Annotated in this window: 19 protein-coding genes and 1 other annotated feature; of the genes, 18 read left to right on the forward strand and 1 reads right to left on the reverse strand. The window is 38.0% G+C overall.

The annotated features are described in order from the left end of the window. Nucleotides 1–89: 89 nt before the first annotated feature. From ACOMCU_RS04250 to ileS, 14 genes are all read left to right on the forward strand, one after another. Nucleotides 90–809, forward strand: a complete 720-nt coding sequence (locus tag ACOMCU_RS04250) for a DUF881 domain-containing protein (RefSeq protein WP_010858336.1) — start codon at nt 90–92, stop codon at nt 807–809. A gap of 3 nt (nt 810–812) precedes the next feature. Further along, a complete protein-coding gene (locus tag ACOMCU_RS04255; RefSeq protein WP_010858337.1) occupies nt 813–1,184 on the forward strand; it encodes a small basic family protein in 372 nt (123 codons plus the stop codon). A gap of 95 nt (nt 1,185–1,279) precedes the next feature. Next, complete coding sequence (gene ftsA, locus ACOMCU_RS04260; protein WP_010858338.1) at nt 1,280–2,563, forward strand: cell division protein FtsA; 1,284 nt, start codon at nt 1,280–1,282, stop codon at nt 2,561–2,563. A gap of 54 nt (nt 2,564–2,617) precedes the next feature. Continuing rightward, nucleotides 2,618–3,775, forward strand: a complete 1,158-nt coding sequence (ftsZ, locus tag ACOMCU_RS04265) for a cell division protein FtsZ (RefSeq protein WP_010858339.1) — start codon at nt 2,618–2,620, stop codon at nt 3,773–3,775. A 298-nt stretch (nt 3,776–4,073) separates the two neighbouring features. Beyond that, nucleotides 4,074–4,907: a sigma-E processing peptidase SpoIIGA gene (locus tag ACOMCU_RS04270; protein ID WP_010858340.1), complete on the forward strand. Its 834-nt coding sequence runs from the start codon at nt 4,074–4,076 to the stop codon at nt 4,905–4,907. A gap of 13 nt (nt 4,908–4,920) precedes the next feature. Continuing rightward, nucleotides 4,921–5,628 (forward strand): RNA polymerase sporulation sigma factor SigE, encoded by a 708-nt coding sequence (sigE, locus tag ACOMCU_RS04275; RefSeq protein ID WP_024362133.1) that lies wholly within the window; start codon nt 4,921–4,923, stop codon nt 5,626–5,628. A 114-nt stretch (nt 5,629–5,742) separates the two neighbouring features. Further along, nucleotides 5,743–6,516, forward strand: coding sequence for an RNA polymerase sporulation sigma factor SigG (sigG, locus tag ACOMCU_RS04280; protein WP_010858342.1), 774 nt, complete (start codon nt 5,743–5,745; stop codon nt 6,514–6,516). 134 nt (nt 6,517–6,650) lie between these two features. Next, nucleotides 6,651–6,887 carry a PRC-barrel domain-containing protein gene (locus ACOMCU_RS04285; protein WP_010858343.1) on the forward strand — a complete coding sequence of 79 codons (237 nt, stop codon included), beginning with the start codon at nt 6,651–6,653 and terminating at the stop codon, nt 6,885–6,887. A gap of 171 nt (nt 6,888–7,058) precedes the next feature. Beyond that, nucleotides 7,059–7,763 carry a YggS family pyridoxal phosphate-dependent enzyme gene (locus tag ACOMCU_RS04290; RefSeq protein ID WP_421049524.1) on the forward strand — a complete coding sequence of 235 codons (705 nt, stop codon included), beginning with the start codon at nt 7,059–7,061 and terminating at the stop codon, nt 7,761–7,763. Next, nucleotides 7,747–8,238: a cell division protein SepF gene (locus ACOMCU_RS04295; RefSeq protein WP_219364863.1), complete on the forward strand. Its 492-nt coding sequence runs from the start codon at nt 7,747–7,749 to the stop codon at nt 8,236–8,238. The genes ACOMCU_RS04290 and ACOMCU_RS04295 overlap by 17 nt, the downstream gene beginning before the upstream one ends. A 20-nt stretch (nt 8,239–8,258) precedes the next feature. Beyond that, entirely contained in the window at nt 8,259–8,537 is a 279-nt protein-coding gene (locus tag ACOMCU_RS04300) for a YggT family protein (RefSeq protein ID WP_421049525.1), read from the forward strand. Nucleotides 8,538–8,628: 91 nt separating this feature from the next. Next, a complete protein-coding gene (locus tag ACOMCU_RS04305; protein ID WP_010858347.1) occupies nt 8,629–9,420 on the forward strand; it encodes an RNA-binding protein in 792 nt (263 codons plus the stop codon). 95 nt (nt 9,421–9,515) lie between these two features. Then, entirely contained in the window at nt 9,516–10,040 is a 525-nt protein-coding gene (locus ACOMCU_RS04310; protein ID WP_010858348.1) for a DivIVA domain-containing protein, read from the forward strand. Between the two features lie 131 nt (nt 10,041–10,171). Then, nucleotides 10,172–10,393: a binding site (T-box leader), on the forward strand. A gap of 53 nt (nt 10,394–10,446) precedes the next feature. Next, on the forward strand, nt 10,447–13,215 hold the full coding sequence (gene ileS, locus ACOMCU_RS04315; RefSeq protein ID WP_421049526.1) for an isoleucine--tRNA ligase: 2,769 nt from the start codon (nt 10,447–10,449) through the stop codon (nt 13,213–13,215). A gap of 124 nt (nt 13,216–13,339) precedes the next feature. Here ileS and ACOMCU_RS04320 read toward each other — a convergent pair whose 3' ends face one another. Then, entirely contained in the window at nt 13,340–14,572 is a 1,233-nt protein-coding gene (locus tag ACOMCU_RS04320) for a helix-turn-helix domain-containing protein (RefSeq protein ID WP_421049527.1), read from the reverse strand. Between the two features lie 191 nt (nt 14,573–14,763). Here ACOMCU_RS04320 and ACOMCU_RS04325 point away from each other — a divergent pair, with 191 nt between their 5' ends. The 4 genes from ACOMCU_RS04325 to ACOMCU_RS04340 all read left to right on the forward strand — a co-directional run bounded on the left by ACOMCU_RS04325 (nt 14,764) and on the right by ACOMCU_RS04340 (nt 18,943). Further along, nucleotides 14,764–15,093 carry a hypothetical protein gene (locus ACOMCU_RS04325; RefSeq protein WP_010858351.1) on the forward strand — a complete coding sequence of 110 codons (330 nt, stop codon included), beginning with the start codon at nt 14,764–14,766 and terminating at the stop codon, nt 15,091–15,093. A 24-nt stretch (nt 15,094–15,117) separates the two neighbouring features. Further along, on the forward strand, nt 15,118–16,686 hold the full coding sequence (locus ACOMCU_RS04330; protein WP_421049528.1) for a cation acetate symporter: 1,569 nt from the start codon (nt 15,118–15,120) through the stop codon (nt 16,684–16,686). A 117-nt stretch (nt 16,687–16,803) separates the two neighbouring features. After that, nucleotides 16,804–17,934 carry an FIST signal transduction protein gene (locus tag ACOMCU_RS04335; RefSeq protein WP_010858353.1) on the forward strand — a complete coding sequence of 377 codons (1,131 nt, stop codon included), beginning with the start codon at nt 16,804–16,806 and terminating at the stop codon, nt 17,932–17,934. 16 nt (nt 17,935–17,950) lie between these two features. Next, on the forward strand, nt 17,951–18,943 hold the full coding sequence (locus ACOMCU_RS04340) for a methyl-accepting chemotaxis protein (RefSeq protein ID WP_421049529.1): 993 nt from the start codon (nt 17,951–17,953) through the stop codon (nt 18,941–18,943). Nucleotides 18,944–19,008: the final 65 nt, after the last annotated feature.

The raw sequence follows: 19,008 nt of genomic DNA on the forward strand, positions 1-19,008 counted from the left end.
AAGCCTTCCGTCGCTGTGACAGCTCCTTGCACAAGTTTGGAGGCGATGACGCCGAGGTGTTAATTACGATACGTCTAGGAGGGGCTATTTTGAAAAAAAATATGTACACCCGAATAACGATCGTGCTATTTATTATCGGTTTGATGATAGCGGTACAGTACAATACCATTCAAAAACCAGCTGAGCGAGATACACGAGATATTTGGGCCATACGAGAAGAATTAGCAGAAGAGAAAAAAAGGCATTCCACATTATTAGCAGATATTCGCTCACTTAATGATGTAGTGGGTCGCTATGAGCAATCTGAAAAAGCAAATTTACAATCTATTTTAAATGAAACTTTGGATAGTTTAAAACAACAAGCAGGACTAACAGAAGTCACAGGACCAGGTGTGATACTTCGCGTCAAACCAGCGCCGGAATTAGTAGCAATGGGCTATGACCTCGAAGAAATCTCTCCTGATTTACTTACTCAATTATTGAATGCCTTGTTTAAATACGATGCTACAAGTGTTGCCATAGATGGTAACCGCATTGTACATACAACAGCCATTCGAGACATAAATGGAAAAACTACGGTGAATAGTGTTCCACTAACCTCACCACCATTCGAGATTTATGTTGGGACAACTTCTTTTAAGGAAGCGCAGAAAATGTATAACTCAATTCAAGCTTCCACATTTATCGACTCCTTTTATTTAGATAATTTTAATTTAGTAATAGAGGAGCCAATTGAATATTTAACAATCCCGGCATTCGATCATTCATTGACAAACGATTATTTAACAGAGGGCAAAAAAGGAGATTAATTTATGTGGCTACCATTTTTAGGTTTGGCATTTGGACTTGCCTTGGGCTTGTTAACAAATATCCAGATACCCTCTATTTATGAAAATTATCTTTCAATAGCAGTTTTGGCAGCGTTAGATACATTATTTGGCGGTATACGTGCCCAATTACAGCAAGTCTATGATGATAAAGTATTTGTATCAGGTTTCTTTTTTAATATAGTTCTGGCAGCAGGGCTTGCCTTCTTAGGTGTGAATTTAGGTGTGGACTTGTATTTAGCAGCCATTTTTGCTTTTGGCGTACGTTTGTTCCAAAATATTGCAATAATTAGGCGTATATTACTAACTCGATTAGATGAAAAACGTCACAAGAAGAACAAAACTTCCATAGAATGAGAGAAAAATTGCCCAAAATACTCGATTTGCTTAGACATTATGCTAGATTTACAATAGAATGAAATTAAGAGCATTTTTCAAGGAGGTGCAGCGAATTGAACCAACAAGAATTATATATATCACTTGATATTGGGTCATCCTCTATCAAAGTATTAATAGGTGAAATGAGCGACGGACAATTACACGTAATTGGGGTCGGAAATGTAAAATCGAATGGCGTTCGAAAAGGCGCGATTGTTGATATTGATGCAACAGTTCAATCTATTCGAAAGGCAGTGGAACAAGCAGAACGAATGACCGGTTATCAAATCGATGAAGTCGTTTTAGGCGTTCCAGCAAACCAGACGATGTTACAGCTAGTTAAAGGTGTTGTCGCTGTAAATAGTGAAAATAGAGAAATTACAGATGATGATTTAGACAGAGTGGTAGAATCTGCACAAGTCATGTCAATACCTCCTGAGCGTGAATTAGTAAACATCATTCCAAAACAATTTATTGTGGATAATTTAGACGAAATCAAAGATCCACGCGGTATGATTGGAATTCGTCTCGAAATGGATGCAACGATGATTACAACCTCTAAAACACTTTTACACAATGTACTTCGTTGTGTGGAGAGAGCAGGCTTAAGTATTAGAGAGATTTATCTGCAACCATTGGCAGCCGGTTATTTTGCTTTAACGGAAGATGAAAAAAATCAAGGTACTGCCTTCATAGAATTGGGAGGCGGTTCAACAACTATAGCAGTATTTGAAGAAGGTTTGTTAACTCATACGGGTGTGATACCAATTGGTGGTGATCACATTACAAAAGACATTTCAATTGTCTTAAAAACACCGACAGAGCAAGCAGAACAAATCAAACATCAATTTGGACATGCCTTTTACGACGATGCATCAGATGATGAACTCTTTGAGGTGCCGATTGTGGGTACAGATTCAAGAGATCAGTATAGCCAGCGCTTTATTTCAGAAATTATTGGTGCTCGTTTAGAAGAGTTATTTGAGTTAGTGATTGATGAGTTAGCACGTCTAGGCGTTCGAGATTTACCAGGTGGTGTTGTTTTAACTGGTGGTGTTGCAAAGCTTGATGGTATTGCGCAACTGGCGCGCCAGATACTGCAAACGCGTGTTAGAATATATATACCTGATTATATTGGCGTTAGAGAGCCTTCATTTACGACGGCAGTTGGACTAATTCGTTACGCCTATTTAGAAGATGATTTTTACGGAAAAAGTACGAATACGCAACCTATTGAATATGCGGTTGTAGGATCTCAATCAGCGACACCTAAGAAGCAAGAATATGCTGCACCATCAGAGTCTAAGGGAAGCGTAATCGGGAGAGCAAAAAAATTATTTGATAAATTTTTTGATTAACTTGAATGCGTAATGAATGATACAGAGTCGAGTTACCGTGGGAGGAAAAAAAGTATGTTAGAATTTGATACAAGTGTTGATCAACTTGCAGTTATAAAGGTCATTGGTGTCGGTGGCGGCGGTAACAACGCTGTCAACCGAATGATAGAACATGGTGTACAGGGTGTTGACTTTATCGCAGTAAATACAGATGCACAGGCTTTGAATTTATCGAAGGCTGAAATAAAGTTACAAATTGGTACAAAGCTTACACGTGGTTTAGGGGCTGGTGCAAATCCCGAGGTAGGGAAAAAGGCTGCTGAAGAAAGCCGTGAACAGTTAGAAGAAGTTCTACGCGGTGCGGATATGGTATTCGTAACGGCTGGAATGGGTGGTGGCACAGGTACTGGTGCTGCGCCAGTGATCGCACAAATTGCGCGTGATCTAGGAGCACTCACAGTCGGTGTAGTAACAAGACCTTTCACATTTGAAGGTCGCAAACGTCAAACACAAGCAATCGGTGGTATTGGCGGCATGAAGGAAGCGGTAGATACATTAATCGTGATTCCAAACGACAAGCTATTACAAATTGTCGATAAATCTACGCCAATGTTAGAAGCCTTCCGCGAAGCGGATAATGTTTTACGTCAAGGTGTACAAGGTATATCAGATTTAATCGCAACCCCGGGTCTTATTAACTTAGACTTTGCAGACGTAAAAACAATAATGTCTAATAAAGGTTCTGCATTAATGGGAATCGGTATAGCAACAGGTGAAAACCGTGCTGCAGAAGCAGCGAAAAAAGCGATTTCAAGTCCTTTACTTGAATCATCAATTGACGGCGCTAAAGGTGTTCTTATGAATATTACTGGCGGCTCAAACCTTAGCTTATTTGAAGTACAAGAAGCAGCCGATATCGTAGCTTCCGCGTCTGACGAAGAAGTAAATATGATTTTCGGTTCTGTTATTAACGAGAATTTAAAAGATGAAATTATCGTAACAGTCATAGCGACTGGTTTCTCTGAAGAAGCTTTACAACAACATCGTGGGGTTGCACGTCCAACATTAAATGCCAATAGACAAGCTGCTCCTCAACAACAAGCGCCAATTCGTGAGCAACGTCAAGAGGTTCATGTTCAGCAAGAACAACCACGTCAAAACCAGCAGAATTATGCACAGGATGATATGCTTGAAGTACCTGCATTTTTACGTAATCGTAAAAATCGTGGATAAAAGACAAGTATTTATCTTCTTGAAAGCTCGTATTTTACTTCGGTAAAATACGAGCTTTTTATATTTATAGGGCTGGTTTTGTACCATCGGTTCTACGCTTTCGCTTACTTCTTTTGACAGATGTTATGGATGATTTGAACTTTGTGGTTCCGGACTTGAAAGAAAATGATTTTCTTTATTATGTTCAAATGTGTAAGGAAAGCATGTATTTTGTCAAAACATTTTAACGAATTGATGCGATTGTTTGACAATATTTGTGACTGTGGCGTGCTAACTTTGTAAGTAGGAGGCGGCTGTTATGTATGGAGAATGGCTGGTGCTCATTAATACGCTTTATAATCTAGCGATACTCACGTTTACGGCAAAAGTAACACGGGTTCATGTAAAGAATACGAGATTATTAGTGAGTTCTATTTGTAGTAGTTTGATAGCTGTAATCGGTGGTCAAATGCTGATGACAATATTGCTAAGTTTTATCGTACTAATTGGTATTGCATTTCAATTCAAGATTCGAAGTTTTCAGAAGCAAGGACCAATTGTATTGGTAGCAACAATTGTTATTGGCGGACTTTTAACTGCGTTACAACCGTATTTAAAGAATCTATCTGTCATTCATTTGATTGTCATTTGTTTATTGTTAGCAATTGGCTATCTCGCTGTTTTTTATAAACAATGGGGGTTTGTGAAGTTGGAGCGTATAAGTGGTCAGTTTGTTTTTGATACAACATTAAGGATTTTCGATGTAATGATACCACTGTCGGCATTTGTTGATACAGGAAATCAATGCATCGAGCCTTTATCAGGAAAACCTGTCCATTTTGTTTCTTATACCGCTTTACGACCACATTTACCAGTAGCGATACGAAAAGGATTATCTGAATGGCAAGAAACTGATCCGTACGATGTATCAATGTTTTCAGCAGATTATCAACGACTAATTCGATTTATTCATGTAAATACAGTGCAACAACAAGCAGTTGTATTAGGTTTTCGCTTTGATGAGTGGCTTATAAAAGGAGAACCGTCACAAGTGAAAGCAAATGAATATATCGTTTTAACGAAAAAAGCTAAAAATTTTCCACATAGCACAGCAGCAATTTTACATTTTTCAGCGCTTTCAAATAACTCATAGAGGGGGAGAACTATTGCTTCTTAGGCTACTTGCTAGCTTGAAAAAATTATGGGGTAAGTTTCGGAGTCGTGAAACGTACTATATAGGGGGAAATGATTCATTGCCAGTGCCACTAAGTCGAGAAGAAGAAGTCACAGTCATTGCATCCTTTATGAACGGAGATTTACGAGCAAGAGACACACTTATTGAACGTAATTTACGTCTTGTAGTATATATTGCTAGACGTTTTGATAATACGGGTACACCAATTGAGGATTTAATAAGTATTGGATCAATTGGTTTGATTAAGGCGATTGAAACGTTCAATACCGATAAAAATATTAAGCTTGCAACGTACGCATCACGTTGTATTGAAAATGAAATCTTGATGCATTTACGTAAGACAAGTCGCATGAAGGGTGAGGTTTCACTAGATGAGCCATTAAATTCAGATGCAGATGGAAATGAATTACTTTTGTCAGATATTTTAGGAACAGAGGAACATATAATTTTAGATAATGTGGAAAAGAAAATCGAGCGACAACATATGTTCCATGCCATAAATTTACTAGGTGCGCGTGAAAGATATATTATGGAATGTCGTTTTGGCTTAAACGGAAAAATTGAAATGACGCAAAAAGAAGTAGCTGATCATTTAGGTATCTCGCAATCATATATTTCCCGTCTAGAGAAGAAAATTATTCAAGATTTACGGGAAAATTTGAATCAGCCAATATCATAGTTAGGGAAATTTATCCTACCTAAAATTGGTCGAAATTTTTCTGCATATTCTTGATTCTGTCGGACAAACTGATGTAACGGTTTAGTCAGAGAATAACATCCGGAGGAATCGAATATGCGAACAAAAGTAGATCTTTGCGGCTTAGATACATCGACTTTGCCAATTTTAAAGCACGAGGAAATGAAGGAACTCTTCATCCGTTTACAAGCAGGAGAAACAGAGATTCGTGAAGAGCTTGTAATGTGCAATTTAAGGTTAGTGCTCAGTATTGTCGGGCGATTTGCCTATAGGGGTGAACAGGCAGATGATTTATTTCAGGTAGGCTGTATTGGCCTCATGAAAGCCATTGATCATTTTGATTTAAAGCATAATGTACGATTTTCAACATATGCTGTACCAATGATCATTGGAGAAATTCGTCGCCATCTGCGTGATCATCATGCACTACGTGTTTCTCGCTCACTAAGAGATATTGCGTACAAGGCGATGCAGGCAAAAGAGCAATGGATAACCGATAATTTGCGAGAACCAACGATTGAAGAAATTGCTGAAATGATTGACATGAAAAAGGAAGATGTTTTATTTGCTTTAGATGCCATTCAAGACCCAGTTTCATTACAAGAGCCCATTTATTCAGACGGTGGAGACGCTGTTTATATGATGGACCAATTACGTGATGATGATGTATCGGAAGATCAATGGGTTGCCTACGTGTCGGTGAAAGAAAGCTTGCAAAAGTTAGATGAACGTCAGCAAATGATTGTAGCAAAGCGTTTTTATTTTGGTGAGACACAAACTGAAATTGCAAAGGAACTGGGGATTTCTCAAGCGCAAATTTCACGTCTAGAAAAAAATGCAATAGAAACGATGCAGAAAGATTATAAGTAAGTAGACAATGCGCACCCGAGATTTCGGTGCGCATTTTATCTTCATTTAGTTAGAAAAACGCTTACTGAGCGACAGTCAAAGTGATAGCAACGGGTACAATTATTGATGGTTCAATTGATTTAGGAGGGGTACAGATGCGTTTCTCAAATTTACAGCAAAAAGAAGTTATAGAAGCAGGTAATGGACGTTTTTTAGGGTTTGTTGTAGATGCAGAGGTTTCAAAGGAAACAGGCTATGTAACTGCTTTTATGATAGCAGAGCCTCGTAAGTATCTTGGGTTTTTTAGGGGAGAAGATTCAGTTAGAAAAGTTTATATGAAAGATGTGCTTGTTGTGGGAAAGGATGTCATCCTTGTGAAGGCACTATCATAAAACGAATGTTTGTGCTGCTAGTTCATATAAATAGCCAATCTGCGACTATTTTTACCTCAGTTGCGTACGAACAGCACAAATGTACTTTACTAATAGGTCAGGCTATTTATTGATAAATAAAGCGTTGCTTGTTACAATAAAAGAAACTAATGTTGCAAAGTTGGGAAAAAAGTGACGAAAATCTTAACAAATTTATACAAAATTACTGAACAAATACAAGCAGCACAAAAAAGTGCAAATCGTGAACACGATAATGTTCAAATTATAGCGGTGACTAAAGAGGTTTCTGTAGTAAGAACGCAAGAAGCGATTGAAGCGGGGCTAATGCATGTAGGAGAAAATCGCCCTGAAGGTTTAAAACTTAAAATTGAAGCGATTCAAGCTGATGTACATTGGCATTATATTGGTTCACTTCAAACACGTAAAGTGAAACAAATCATTAATGATATTGATTACTTACATTCATTGGATCGATTGAGCTTAGCTGAAGAAATTGAAAAAAGAGCAAACAAGCCTGTAAAATGCTTTGTACAAGTTAATGTATCAGGTGAAGAATCTAAGCATGGTTTAACAGCCGAAGAGACTATAACTTTTATCGAATCTTTACAAGACTTTACGAAAATTCAAGTTGTTGGTTTGATGACAATGGCACCAAATACAGAGGACGAAACAATGATTCGCTCTGTTTTTAAGCAATTAAAACAATGTCAACAGCAAATAGCCGAGCGAGGATTCGCACACGCACCTTGTACCGAGTTATCAATGGGCATGTCTAATGACTTTGAAATAGCGGTAGAGGAAGGAGCTACATTCGTTCGAGTCGGAACGGCTCTTGTTGGAAATGAAAGAGGGGAACAGGATGAGCATGAAAAATAAAATCAAAAACTTCTTTTATCTTGAAGAAGAATTAGAAGAAGAAATCACGCAAGCTCCTATTCAACAGCAACAACCCGTGCAACAACAGCCGATTCATGCAGCCAAATCTAAAAAGGTCATAAAAGAACGTAAGGCACCGATTCATGAAATTGTACCACAAAGCGCATCTGCTAATAATATTGTCAGTTTACAGGCAGCTATGAATTCTAAAGGAGCAAAAGTGGTATTAGTAGAACCGAGAGTTTATGCAGAGGCCCAGGATATTGCGGAAAACTTAAAAAACAAACGTGCTACAATTGTCAATCTACAACGTATAGATCGTGAGCAGGGTGTACGAATTATCGATTTTTTAAGTGGCACGGTTTATGCACTTGGCGGTGATATACAACGCATCGGTAAAGATATATTCCTATGTACACCAGATAATGTAGAAGTATCTGGCGAAATTTCAAATTTTATTTTAGACGATAATTAAAAGCGAGGATTGTAGTTTATATGATTTTAAGTATGATAATGTATTATTTACCATTAGCATTCTATGTGTATTCTTTTATGCTAATTGCTTATATTTTAATGTCTTGGGTACCCGCTGCACAAAACTCAGCAATTGGTCGGATGCTTGAAAAAGTTTGTGAGCCGTATTTAGGGATTTTTAGAAGGATAATTCCTCCAATTGGCATGATTGATATTTCTCCAATGGTGGCAATTTTTCTGTTAAATTATATTCTAAAAGGTCTTTTGATTGTGATTCAAAAAATATACTTAATGTTTTAGCTGGAAATCCTCACAGTTGGTGAGGATTTTTTGTTTAATAGGGAAATACTAGGTATGGCATCTATGGAAGAAAGTTAGAAGAGGTGGGTATATGGAGCATTTAATTCAACATTTTAGGAAGGACGAGCAGCCTTTTATCGAACAGGTAGTGAGTTGGCAACGTGAGGTAGAGGATCGTTATGCTCCAAAACTGACTGATTTTTTAGATCCAAGGCAACGATTCATTGTGACATCCATTATTGGGCAGGATGAAGCAGCCCTAAAAACGATGAGTGCGGGCCTTTTTCATGAGGCTGAACGTCAGCGTATGCTAATCTTTCCATCGTATTTCGAACCGCAATTGGAGGATTTCCAACTAAGCGTGTTTACCATACATTATCCTGCTAAGTTTATACAATTACGTCATCCAGATGTTTTAGGTGCATTATTGTCTTTAGGTTTAGATCGCGCTAAATTTGGTGATATTCGCGTCAATGAGCAACAGCTTCAATTTGTTGTCGCTGATGAGGTTGCAGATTATGTCCGACTCCATTTAACTGGCATTGGCAAAGTCAAAGTGCATGTGGAATCGATTAAAGAGACCGAGTCCCTCATTGAAAATGACGATGAATGGGTGGAAGAATCCCATACGGTTTCTTCAATGCGTCTAGATGTTATTATTGCAAGTGTGTTAAAGGTTTCGCGCCAAAGGGCACAAGCACTTATTACTGGTAAGAAAGTAAGGGTAAATTGGACTGAGCGAGAGGCTGTTGCTTTCGAATTACAAGAAGGCGATATTTTGTCCGTAAGAGGAAGCGGTCGTGTGAAAATTGTTATGACAGAAGGTCGTACAAAAAAAGATAAAATTCGCTTGCAAATCGGTCGATTGGCCCAAAAAAGCTAAAAATCAAGTAAATTTCATTAATTTTTACTGCTAAGTTGTTGGAACAATTGTATAATAGGAAGAACGAATGTACATGTAAAGGAGAGAAGGATTGTATGCCATTATCACCTATTGATATACATAATAAGGAGTTTACAAAATCTTTTAGAGGTTATGCAGAAGATGAAGTAAATGAATTTTTGGATCAGATTATTAAAGATTATGAGATTTTATTGCGTGAAAAAAAGGAAGTCGACAAGCAGCTAGAAATGGCTGTAGAACAAGCGAGATATTTCAGCTCATTAGAAGAAACATTACAAAAATCAATTGTTGTGGCTCAAGAGGCCGCTGATGAAGTGCGAAGAAATTCACAAAAAGAAGCAAAGCTAATTGTGAAAGAGGCAGAGAAAAATGCCGATCGCATTATTAATGAGGCTTTAACAAAAGCACGTAAAGTCACGATTGAAATTGATGAGTTGAAAAAACAATCAAAGGTTTTCAGAAATCGTTTTAAAATGCTTGTAGAAGCCCAGCTTGATTTACTAAATGCTGATGATTGGGATCATTTGTTACAATATGATATAGATTTAACGGAAATTCAATCATCTGTTGAAGAAGCGCAGGAATCAGACGAAGTTTAAGAAATCGACCTCAATGAGTGTTTATAACGGTCTGTAGAGTTGACCAACATCTACTTACTATTTGTTTAACTTGACGTTAATGATGGATTTTCATATACTATGGTAATAGTAATTATTTAGAACAGATATGCATACAGGCGAAGATGGAGACAGTATTTGTTAGGCGTAGTGAAGCGATTTGGGGATAGTGGGAGCCCAAACATTCAAATAACAAAGAACATCACTCCTGAGCTGAATAACTGAACGTTTAGTAAGTTATTTCGGAGCGCACGACGTTAACGTGCTTTCAAGAGGTAGTACTTTTATGTACTGCAACTAGGGTGGTACCGCGAGTCAAGCTTCTCGTCCCTTTTTAGGGATTGAGGGGCTTTTTTGTTTGTTTGCAAAAAAAGAGGAGGAATTACAAATGGTTGAGTATAAAGAAACCTTATTAATGCCGAAAACGAATTTCCCAATGCGCGGAAACTTGCCGGCCAATGAACCGAAGATGCAAGACAAATGGAATGAAATGGACATCAATAAACTGCAAATGGAGCGTACGAAAGATCGCCCAGAGTATGTGTTGCATGATGGCCCTCCTTATGCAAACGGTGATATTCATATCGGCCATGCTTTAAATAAAGTGCTAAAGGATATGATTACACGCCATCGTTCTATGACTGGCTACCATGTTAACTACATTCCTGGTTGGGATACACATGGTTTACCTATCGAGCAAGCGTTAACAAACAAAGGTGTAAAGCGTAAAGAAATGTCGGTTGCAGATTTCCGTAAATTATGTGAAGAATATGCTTATGAACAAATCGACAACCAACGTGCACAATTCCGTCGTTTAGGTGTTCGTGGTGACTGGGAAAATCCTTATATCACATTAAAGCCAACTTTTGAAGCTCGTCAAATTGAAGTATTCGGTAAGATGGCGGAAAAAGGCTATATTTACAAAGGCTTAAAGCCAGTATATTGGTCACCCTCTTCTGAATCAGCACTAGCAGAAGCAGAAATCGAATATAAAGATGTAAAATCAGCATCTATTTATGTAAGCTTTGCCATTAAAGATGCAAAAGGTGTTGTACCAACAGATGCGAAATTTATCATCTGGACAACGACACCTTGGACAATTCCAGCGAACTTAGGAATTTCTTTAAACCCAGAATTTATCTATGTAGTTGTAGCAGTAGCAGATAAAAAATTCATCATTGCCAAAGAATTATTGGAAACAATCGCAAAAGAGCTTGAGTGGGCAACTTATGAAGTTCTACAGGAAGTAAAAGGAGAAGCGCTAGACCGCCTTGTCGCACAACATCCATTCTATGATCGCGAGTCACTTGTCATGGTTGGTGAGCATGTAACAGCTGAAGCTGGTACTGGTTGTGTTCATACAGCTACTGGACACGGGGAAGACGACTATAATATTGGTAAATTATATGGCTTACCAATCCTTAGTCCTGTTGATAATCGTGGATGTTATACAGAAGAAGCTCCAGGCTTTGAAGGTGTCTTCTATAATGATGCGAATAAAATGGTGACAGAGCGATTAGCAGAAGTCGGCGCATTAGAAAAATTAGACTTCTTTACGCACTCTTATCCGCACGATTGGCGTACAAAAAAACCAGTTATTTACCGTGCGACACCACAATGGTTTGCGTCAATTGATGCTTTCCGCGATGAGTTACTGGCAGCTGTTAAATCAACAACATTTACACCAACTTGGGGCGAAACACGTCTTTATAACATGATTCGTGACCGTGGGGACTGGGTTATTTCTCGTCAACGTGCATGGGGTGTGCCAATTCCAATTTTTTATGCAGAAAATGGTGAACCAATTATTACACCAGAAACAATTTCACGTATTTCAGCATTGTTCCGTGAGCATGGCTCAAATATTTGGTTCCAAAAGTCGGCAAAAGAATTACTACCAGAAGGCTTTACACATCCAGGAAGCCCGAACGGTGAGTTCACAAAAGAAAACGATATTATGGACGTATGGTTTGACTCAGGTTCTTCTCACCAAAGTGTGCTAGTTGAACGTGGAATGAAATATCCTGCTGATTTGTATTTAGAAGGTTCAGACCAACACCGTGGTTGGTTTAACTCATCATTAATTACATCAGTAGCAATTAATGGCTACGCACCTTATAAAGGTTTACTAACGCATGGTTTCGTGCTTGATGGTGAAGGGCGTAAAATGAGTAAGTCACTCGGCAATGTCATTATTCCGCAAAAGGTAATGGATCAATATGGTGCAGATATTTTACGTTTATGGGTAGCATCTGTTGATTACACGGCCGATGTACGTATTTCAATGGATATGTTAAAGCAAGTTTCTGAAGTATACCGCAAAATTCGTAATACATTCCGTTTCTTACACGGAAATATTGCCGATTTCAAACCAGAGACTGACCGCGTAGCATATGCTGATTTACGTGAAATGGACCAATATGTATACATGCGCTTGCAAGACGTCTTAAAAACTGTGCGTGCTGCTTATGATCGCTATGATTTTGCAGCTGTCTACCATACAATCAATAACTTTGTCGCTGTTGAATTATCTTCATTCTACTTAGACATCGCAAAAGATGTTGTGTACATTGAAGGGCATGACAATAAAGATCGTCGTGCAATGCAATCAGTCATTTACGACACATTAATGACATTAGTAAAAGTAATGACACCAATTATTCCACATACAACAGATGAGGTTTGGTCTTACTTACACGAGCAAGGCTTAGTAGATGAAGTATCTGTTCAATTAACAGATTTACCAGAGGTTGATGAGAAAGAAAACTTCGAAAGCTTGCGCATGAAATGGGTATCAATTATCGATGTACGTGATGATATTCTAAAAGCATTAGAGGAAGCACGAAATGCCAAAACAATCGGTAAATCTCTAGAAGCAAAAGTAACAGTTTATGCAAAAGAACATGTTTTAACATTATTGAAAGATGCAAATATTGATTTTGCACAACTATCAATCGTATCTGACTTTGAAGTAGCACCATTTGAAGCAGCGCCTGCTGAAGCATTAGCTCTTGAGCATGCATCCATCGTTGTTGAAAAAGCAACAGGTGAGAAATGTGAGCGTTGTTGGTCAATTTCGCAAACAGTAGGTACGAACGAAGCGCATCCAACGGTTTGCGCACGCTGTGCAGAAGTAGTGGAAAAGTATTACGTATAAAAAGCTAAAGTAAATACGACCATCCTTAAAGAGATGAGATGCATTCGATCTTAAAGAGTTAGAATTATTCACTTGGATGAATTTAGAAATGAGCAGCGCGATGTTAAAATCGGCTGCTCATTTTTTATTTAAATAAAATTTCCTTTGTATTGCGGTAGTCGGTTGGTGAAAGTCCAACGTATTTTTTAAAAGTAAGGCTGTAATAATTAGGCGTATTAAAACCAGAGCTTGCGGAAATCTTTTCAACGGTATAATCGTATTTTCGTAAAAAGGGGAGTGTTTTAATAATACGTGTAAAAGCTACGTAATCTACGAAATTGCGGCCCGTTTCTTTTTTAAACAATCTGCTAAAATGGGTGGAACTAAAGTTAATGTATTTAGCAACATCACTTATGACAATCTGTTCATCATAATGCTCCTCTATATATTGGATGGCTTTTTGAAGCTGTTCATGCTTCGTTAAATCCTCATAAAAACGGATATGAATATTATCAACGGGTGGTTTTCTTCGAGCCTTTCTTGCTTGACTATAGGACTCCTTGACTTGTAGCGATTGCCGAAATACCCCACCGACCCCCATAAAAAGATGAATACTATAGTCTTTTTTCAAAACCTCGATAACCTCATGCAAACAATGCACGCCTTCAGCCCAATGTTTAAAAGAAGTATAGTCATTGGGAATACGCATTAATAGTAATAAGTAACGTTCAAAATTTAAAAAAGACAGAGGAGCCTTATCAGCAAAATATTGCCGAAACACATTAGAAATCACCGAACTTGCATCAACAGTTACTTGGCCGTGGTCATTAACATCAATATATCCTTGAATTAAAAAGACAAGGTTTGGTATACAGTCGGTTGATAAAAATGCAGCAGCATGTATAATCTCTTGTTCATTATCGATTTCACCACGAATAAGACGTCTCAAAAATGCTTCTCTAAAAGGAGACGTATGGTCTAGCGAAATTTGCTGTGATAGTTCAAGCATCGTAAGTGTATGTGCATGCTTCTCTTTAGAGGATGTATAAAGTTTTTTTACGGTCCGTAAAAATTTTTGCTTCTGCAATGGTTTTATGAGAAGTGCTTGTAAATTTAATTCAATTGCGATGCCAGTGGAATAGGTTAAGTGTACTGCAACAATTGGGACAATAATACTATTAGGATAGTTTCTCCTTAAACGATTGACCTTTACCCAATCAAATAAGCGGTTAATTTCATAGACGAAAATTGCCACTTCGTTAGTAGCTGGTTCTTCACAAACAACAAACGTATTCGGCAAAAATTCCTCTAACCAACCGATCATGTGCTGTTTTTCAACTAAATTCTCAACGTACCACACAACGTTTAAAATGATCAATAGCTCCCTTCTAATTGCAAAAAATGAAAAAGGAATAATAGAAATATTTTAACTTAATATAGTACTTTTTTGTACTAATACAGCAATATTTTGTAACTATATTATTTTCTAAATAGAATAGAATAGTTGTAGTAAATAATAATTTGAAATTTCAGATAATTATTTGCGTAAACAAAGAGGGGGTTAGTAAGATGGCAGGGAGTCATGATTACGATTATGTTGAAGCAGGAACGATCGATGTAAAAGATTTACCACCATTAGATCCAACAACAAATAAAATTATGAAAGATGAGTTTAAAACGGGTTTTGGTTTAACCGTGTTGTATTTTATTTTTATTTTTAGTATTCCGGTTATGAACTGGTTTGTTCCTGAATTCGCTTTTAAGAAAATATGGGGCGGTATGACAGTCACTTGGTTTGTAACAACGGTCGTTATGATGGCAATGGCCTTCGTAATTGCCTATGTGCATACGACATTGTATGAAAAACGCTTAAAGAAGTACGAAACGACAAATAAATAGTTTGACTAAAAGGGGGTATGTTGAATGATTGAAGCCTTACTAGAACCGAAAATGCTGTTAACAATTGCGCTAATGGGGACAATTGTCTACATTACGTATTTAACAAAAAGAAATACAACTGCGTCTGATTTCTTCGTTGGGGGACGAAGCTTCGGGTGGTTTACGAATGGCTCAGCAATTGGAGGAGATTATTTAAGTGCAGCTACATTCCTCGGGATCGCTGGTTTAACTTTTCAACTAGGCTATGATGGTGCATATTATGCATTTTGTTTCTCAATTGGTTTAACGCTTTTAGCTATATTTGTTGCAGGACCATTAAGACGTTTTGGTGCATTTACAGTAGCAGACTTTTTAGCTTACCGTTTTCATAGCCGAAGAGCACGGCTAGCGGCAGTTTTAGTCGTATTAGCTATTTCAGGATTCTATGCAGCACCTCAGCTTTTAGGCGCAGCTCAAATTCTAAGTATGTTCTTTGGTACTTCCTATGAATTCGGTATCATTTTTACATGTGTTGTTATGATTTTCTATGTAGGGATAGGCGGTATGAAAGGAACAACTATTAACCAAGCATTGGAGCTTTGGATTCGTCTAGGTGCATTTATAGTCATGTTGATCGCTGCAATGTACGGAGGTTTACATTACGATAAAATTTTAGCAGCTATTCATTCTTTCAGTGGTCCTATTACAGGTACGTCACCATATGCCTTAGATGGAAGTGATGTTAATTTTGACGGTGCGGCATGGACTGGGACAGGCTTTTATTTCCCGACCTTCTGGCAAACAATTAGTATGACTATTGGATTAGCGTTAGGTACTATTGGTCTTCCACATATTTTATTGCGCTTTTATACAAACCCTAGTGCGAAGGCGGCACGTAAATCAGCATTAATGGCAATTGGTATTGCAAGTGCATTCTTCTTACTAGCCGTATACTTAGGTGTTGTTGGTCGTGCAATTTTCATTTCTGGTACTGCAAGTGAAGAGGTAATGCGTGATTTAGTGCTTGGCGGGAACAATATGGTTATTCCAACGACTGGGCTTGCACTCGGAGGAGATTGGTTACTTGGCCTTGTTATAGCAGGGGCGTTCGCAGCCATTTTCTCGAATTTATCGGGGTTATTTATCACAAGTTCTGGTGCATTGGCACATGATTTATATGCCACTTTCATGAAAAAGGATATTACTCAAAAACAACGAGTTATTGCAGGAAAAGTGGCCATCGTGATTTTAGGTGTTCTTTACGGTGCGCTTGGTTTACTCGTGAAAGATGCATCGATTGGTCATTTAGTCGCTTTAGCGTTTACAGTTGCTGCGAGTACATTTACACCAATTTTTATTTTAGGGATTTGGTGGAGAGGTATGACAGAAAAAGGAGCAATAGCAGGCTTAATAATCGGACTTGCTGTGTCGATGTGGATGATTTTCCTTCCAGGAACGCTACCAAGTTTTTTACAATTTAAAATTCCTGGTATCGTGACAGTACCTGTTGGTTTCCTATCTGTTATTATCGTGTCCTTATTAGATAGAAAAGTGCCTGCTGACGTAAATGATTTCATGAAGCGTGTACACTCAAAAGAATCTGAAACGGTATAAGAGCTCTGCTAGCTATTTCTATTGCTGATCAAGTGATAGAAATAGCTTTTTGTTTATTATAGTAGTATCATTTCGTGCTATAATATTTACAAATTATGCTAGGAGGAGACATGTCCTATGTCAGATATACTTTCAGCTTTATCTACGACAAGAAATACTGCACAGGCATTTAGAGAAGTTAGTGCAAAATTACATATTGAGCCTTCACTTGTTTTGTTTTTTACGAGCACAGTCCATACCTTTGAACAATTAACATGCTATTTTAACGAAAAGTATCCGAATAGTGAAGTAGTGGGTGTAACAACGACTGGTGAAATTGGTCCCCAAGGATTTTCAGAGCATAGCTTGAGTGCACAAAGTTACGGAAAGGATTTCGGACAAGTACAAGCCGTGCTGATGACCAATATTGAAAAGTATCCAATTTTTGATCGTAATAAATTGTTGCAAAGTGCAAAAAAATTAGGCATTCCTCTAGAGAGTCCACAAATTGACAAAGAGGGTCTGGCTTTTATTTTTCCAACGGGCCTAGTTGCAGGAGAAGAAAAAATGCTATCTATTGTCAATTCTATCTTTCATCATGATGGTTTTCCGATTTTTGGTGGTACAGCAGGAGATGATGAAAAATTTGACAAAACAATTGTCAGCTTGAACGGTCAACTAACTGATAAAGGAGGAGTCGTTGTTTTTATCAAACCATACCTCGATTTTTATATCCAAAAAGAGAATATTTTTAAAAGTACAGGTATCGAATTGAAAATTACAAAGGCTGATCCAGAAAAACGTATCGTCTATGAAATTAATGATGAAACAGCGGCAAGTTCTTACGCAAAAGCATTAGGTGTGAGTGAACAACAATTGCCTCGTTATTTTATGAAAAATCCACTTGGACGTTGCTTTAATGAAGAATTGTTAATTGCCTCTCCATTTCGAGTGGAGGCCAATGGAGCTATTGCATTTTATTGTCAAGTGTACCAAGATGCTGTCGTGGAACTGTTAGAACCTAGGGATCCAGTTGAAACATTACAAACGACATTAGCTACATTTACTAGGCAATTTAATCGACTAGAGGGTGTCCTAGCATGTAATTGTATTTTGCGAAAATTACAGTTTCAAGAGCAACGGTTATTTCCAGCACTTAATAAAGAATTAAGCCAACTACCAAACCTAGCGGGATTTTCTAGCTACGGTGAACAGTTAAATAAATCATTAATCAACCAAACCTTATTATTGATAGGGTTTGGCAAATGATGACAGGAGAAAAAAGATGCTAAAACAACTTTTCATACGTCCTCAAGACGAACATCGTGAAGAAGCGCTTAGAATGGAAATAAATGGTTTAACAAAAGAAGAGCGTGATATGATTTTAAACGGTATGTTTGATTTAATTGGGTTACTGGGTACGGCGAACGAAAAAAATGCAAAAGCTGATAGTATATTTATCGAACAGATAACAGGCATCAAAAAATCACTTGCAATACAACAGCAAGCATTACATGATTCCCATGAAGGTGCAGAGCGAATGGTTCGCGAGACAGAGCATGTCCATGAAATCACAAATGTTGTAGAGGAACAGGGCAAGGAAAACATTCGTTTAGTGGCAGAAGGCAATAACAATATGACGAAGCTTTTTGGACAAATGGAAAAAGTAATGGACGTGTTCAATCGTTTAGAGCAATCAATGAAAGATGTTCAAATAGAAACAAATAATATTATGGCATTTACGAAAATGATTAGTGATATCGCTGATCAAACGAACCTCCTTGCACTAAATGCATCGATTGAAGCTGCACGTGCAGGGGAGCATGGTAAAGGCTTTGCGGTTGTAGCGCAAGAGGTTCGTAAATTGGCTGAGCAAAGTAAAGGTGCATTGGTGCACATTCGTACAAAGGTAACGGATATCGTGGGTCGAATGGAGCTACTGTCCACAACAATGGTGCAGGAAGCGCAAATTGTTAGTGAAACACAGAATATGGCAAACAATACAATGGCCTTTTTTGAAAAGATCGAACAATCAGAACAAGCGCTATTTAGCAATATGACAGCCATTCAGCAGGCAACGAATCAAACGATGTCGGAAGTAACTGCTTTCCAACTGCAACTTATGGCAATTATGGAAGCGACACAGATCTCCATTGAAGAAATTAATGAACTGTATGCCTTCTCGCAGGATAAATTTTACAATGCTAACGATATTACCTCCTATATTTCGCAACTATATTATTTAGCAGAGGCAGTGCGCCAACAGAGGCTTTCCTGAAACAGCAGGCTACAAGCCCGAGCTGTAGCTGACCTAGACCTGAGCGGTGCTTGAGACTACCCGAA

The sequence above is a fragment of the Lysinibacillus sp. UGB7 genome, assembly GCF_049058285.1.
In the GTDB taxonomy this organism is placed as follows: Bacteria; Bacillota; Bacilli; order Bacillales_A; family Planococcaceae; genus Lysinibacillus; species Lysinibacillus sphaericus_B.

Coding starts and splice junctions, on each gene's coding strand:
- ACOMCU_RS04255 (WP_010858337.1), top strand. CDS start 813: ATGTGGCTACCATTTTTAGGTTTGGCATTTGGACTTGCCTTGGGCTTG.
- ftsZ (WP_010858339.1), top strand. CDS start 2,618: ATGTTAGAATTTGATACAAGTGTTGATCAACTTGCAGTTATAAAGGTC.
- ACOMCU_RS04270 (WP_010858340.1), top strand. CDS start 4,074: ATGTATGGAGAATGGCTGGTGCTCATTAATACGCTTTATAATCTAGCG.
- sigG (WP_010858342.1), top strand. CDS start 5,743: ATGCGAACAAAAGTAGATCTTTGCGGCTTAGATACATCGACTTTGCCA.
- ACOMCU_RS04285 (WP_010858343.1), top strand. CDS start 6,651: ATGCGTTTCTCAAATTTACAGCAAAAAGAAGTTATAGAAGCAGGTAAT.
- ACOMCU_RS04295 (WP_219364863.1), top strand. CDS start 7,747: ATGAGCATGAAAAATAAAATCAAAAACTTCTTTTATCTTGAAGAAGAA.
- ACOMCU_RS04300 (WP_421049525.1), top strand. CDS start 8,259: ATGATTTTAAGTATGATAATGTATTATTTACCATTAGCATTCTATGTG.
- ACOMCU_RS04305 (WP_010858347.1), top strand. CDS start 8,629: ATGGAGCATTTAATTCAACATTTTAGGAAGGACGAGCAGCCTTTTATC.
- ACOMCU_RS04310 (WP_010858348.1), top strand. CDS start 9,516: ATGCCATTATCACCTATTGATATACATAATAAGGAGTTTACAAAATCT.
- ileS (WP_421049526.1), top strand. CDS start 10,447: ATGGTTGAGTATAAAGAAACCTTATTAATGCCGAAAACGAATTTCCCA.
- ACOMCU_RS04325 (WP_010858351.1), top strand. CDS start 14,764: ATGGCAGGGAGTCATGATTACGATTATGTTGAAGCAGGAACGATCGAT.
- ACOMCU_RS04330 (WP_421049528.1), top strand. CDS start 15,118: ATGATTGAAGCCTTACTAGAACCGAAAATGCTGTTAACAATTGCGCTA.
- ACOMCU_RS04335 (WP_010858353.1), top strand. CDS start 16,804: ATGTCAGATATACTTTCAGCTTTATCTACGACAAGAAATACTGCACAG.
- ACOMCU_RS04340 (WP_421049529.1), top strand. CDS start 17,951: ATGCTAAAACAACTTTTCATACGTCCTCAAGACGAACATCGTGAAGAA.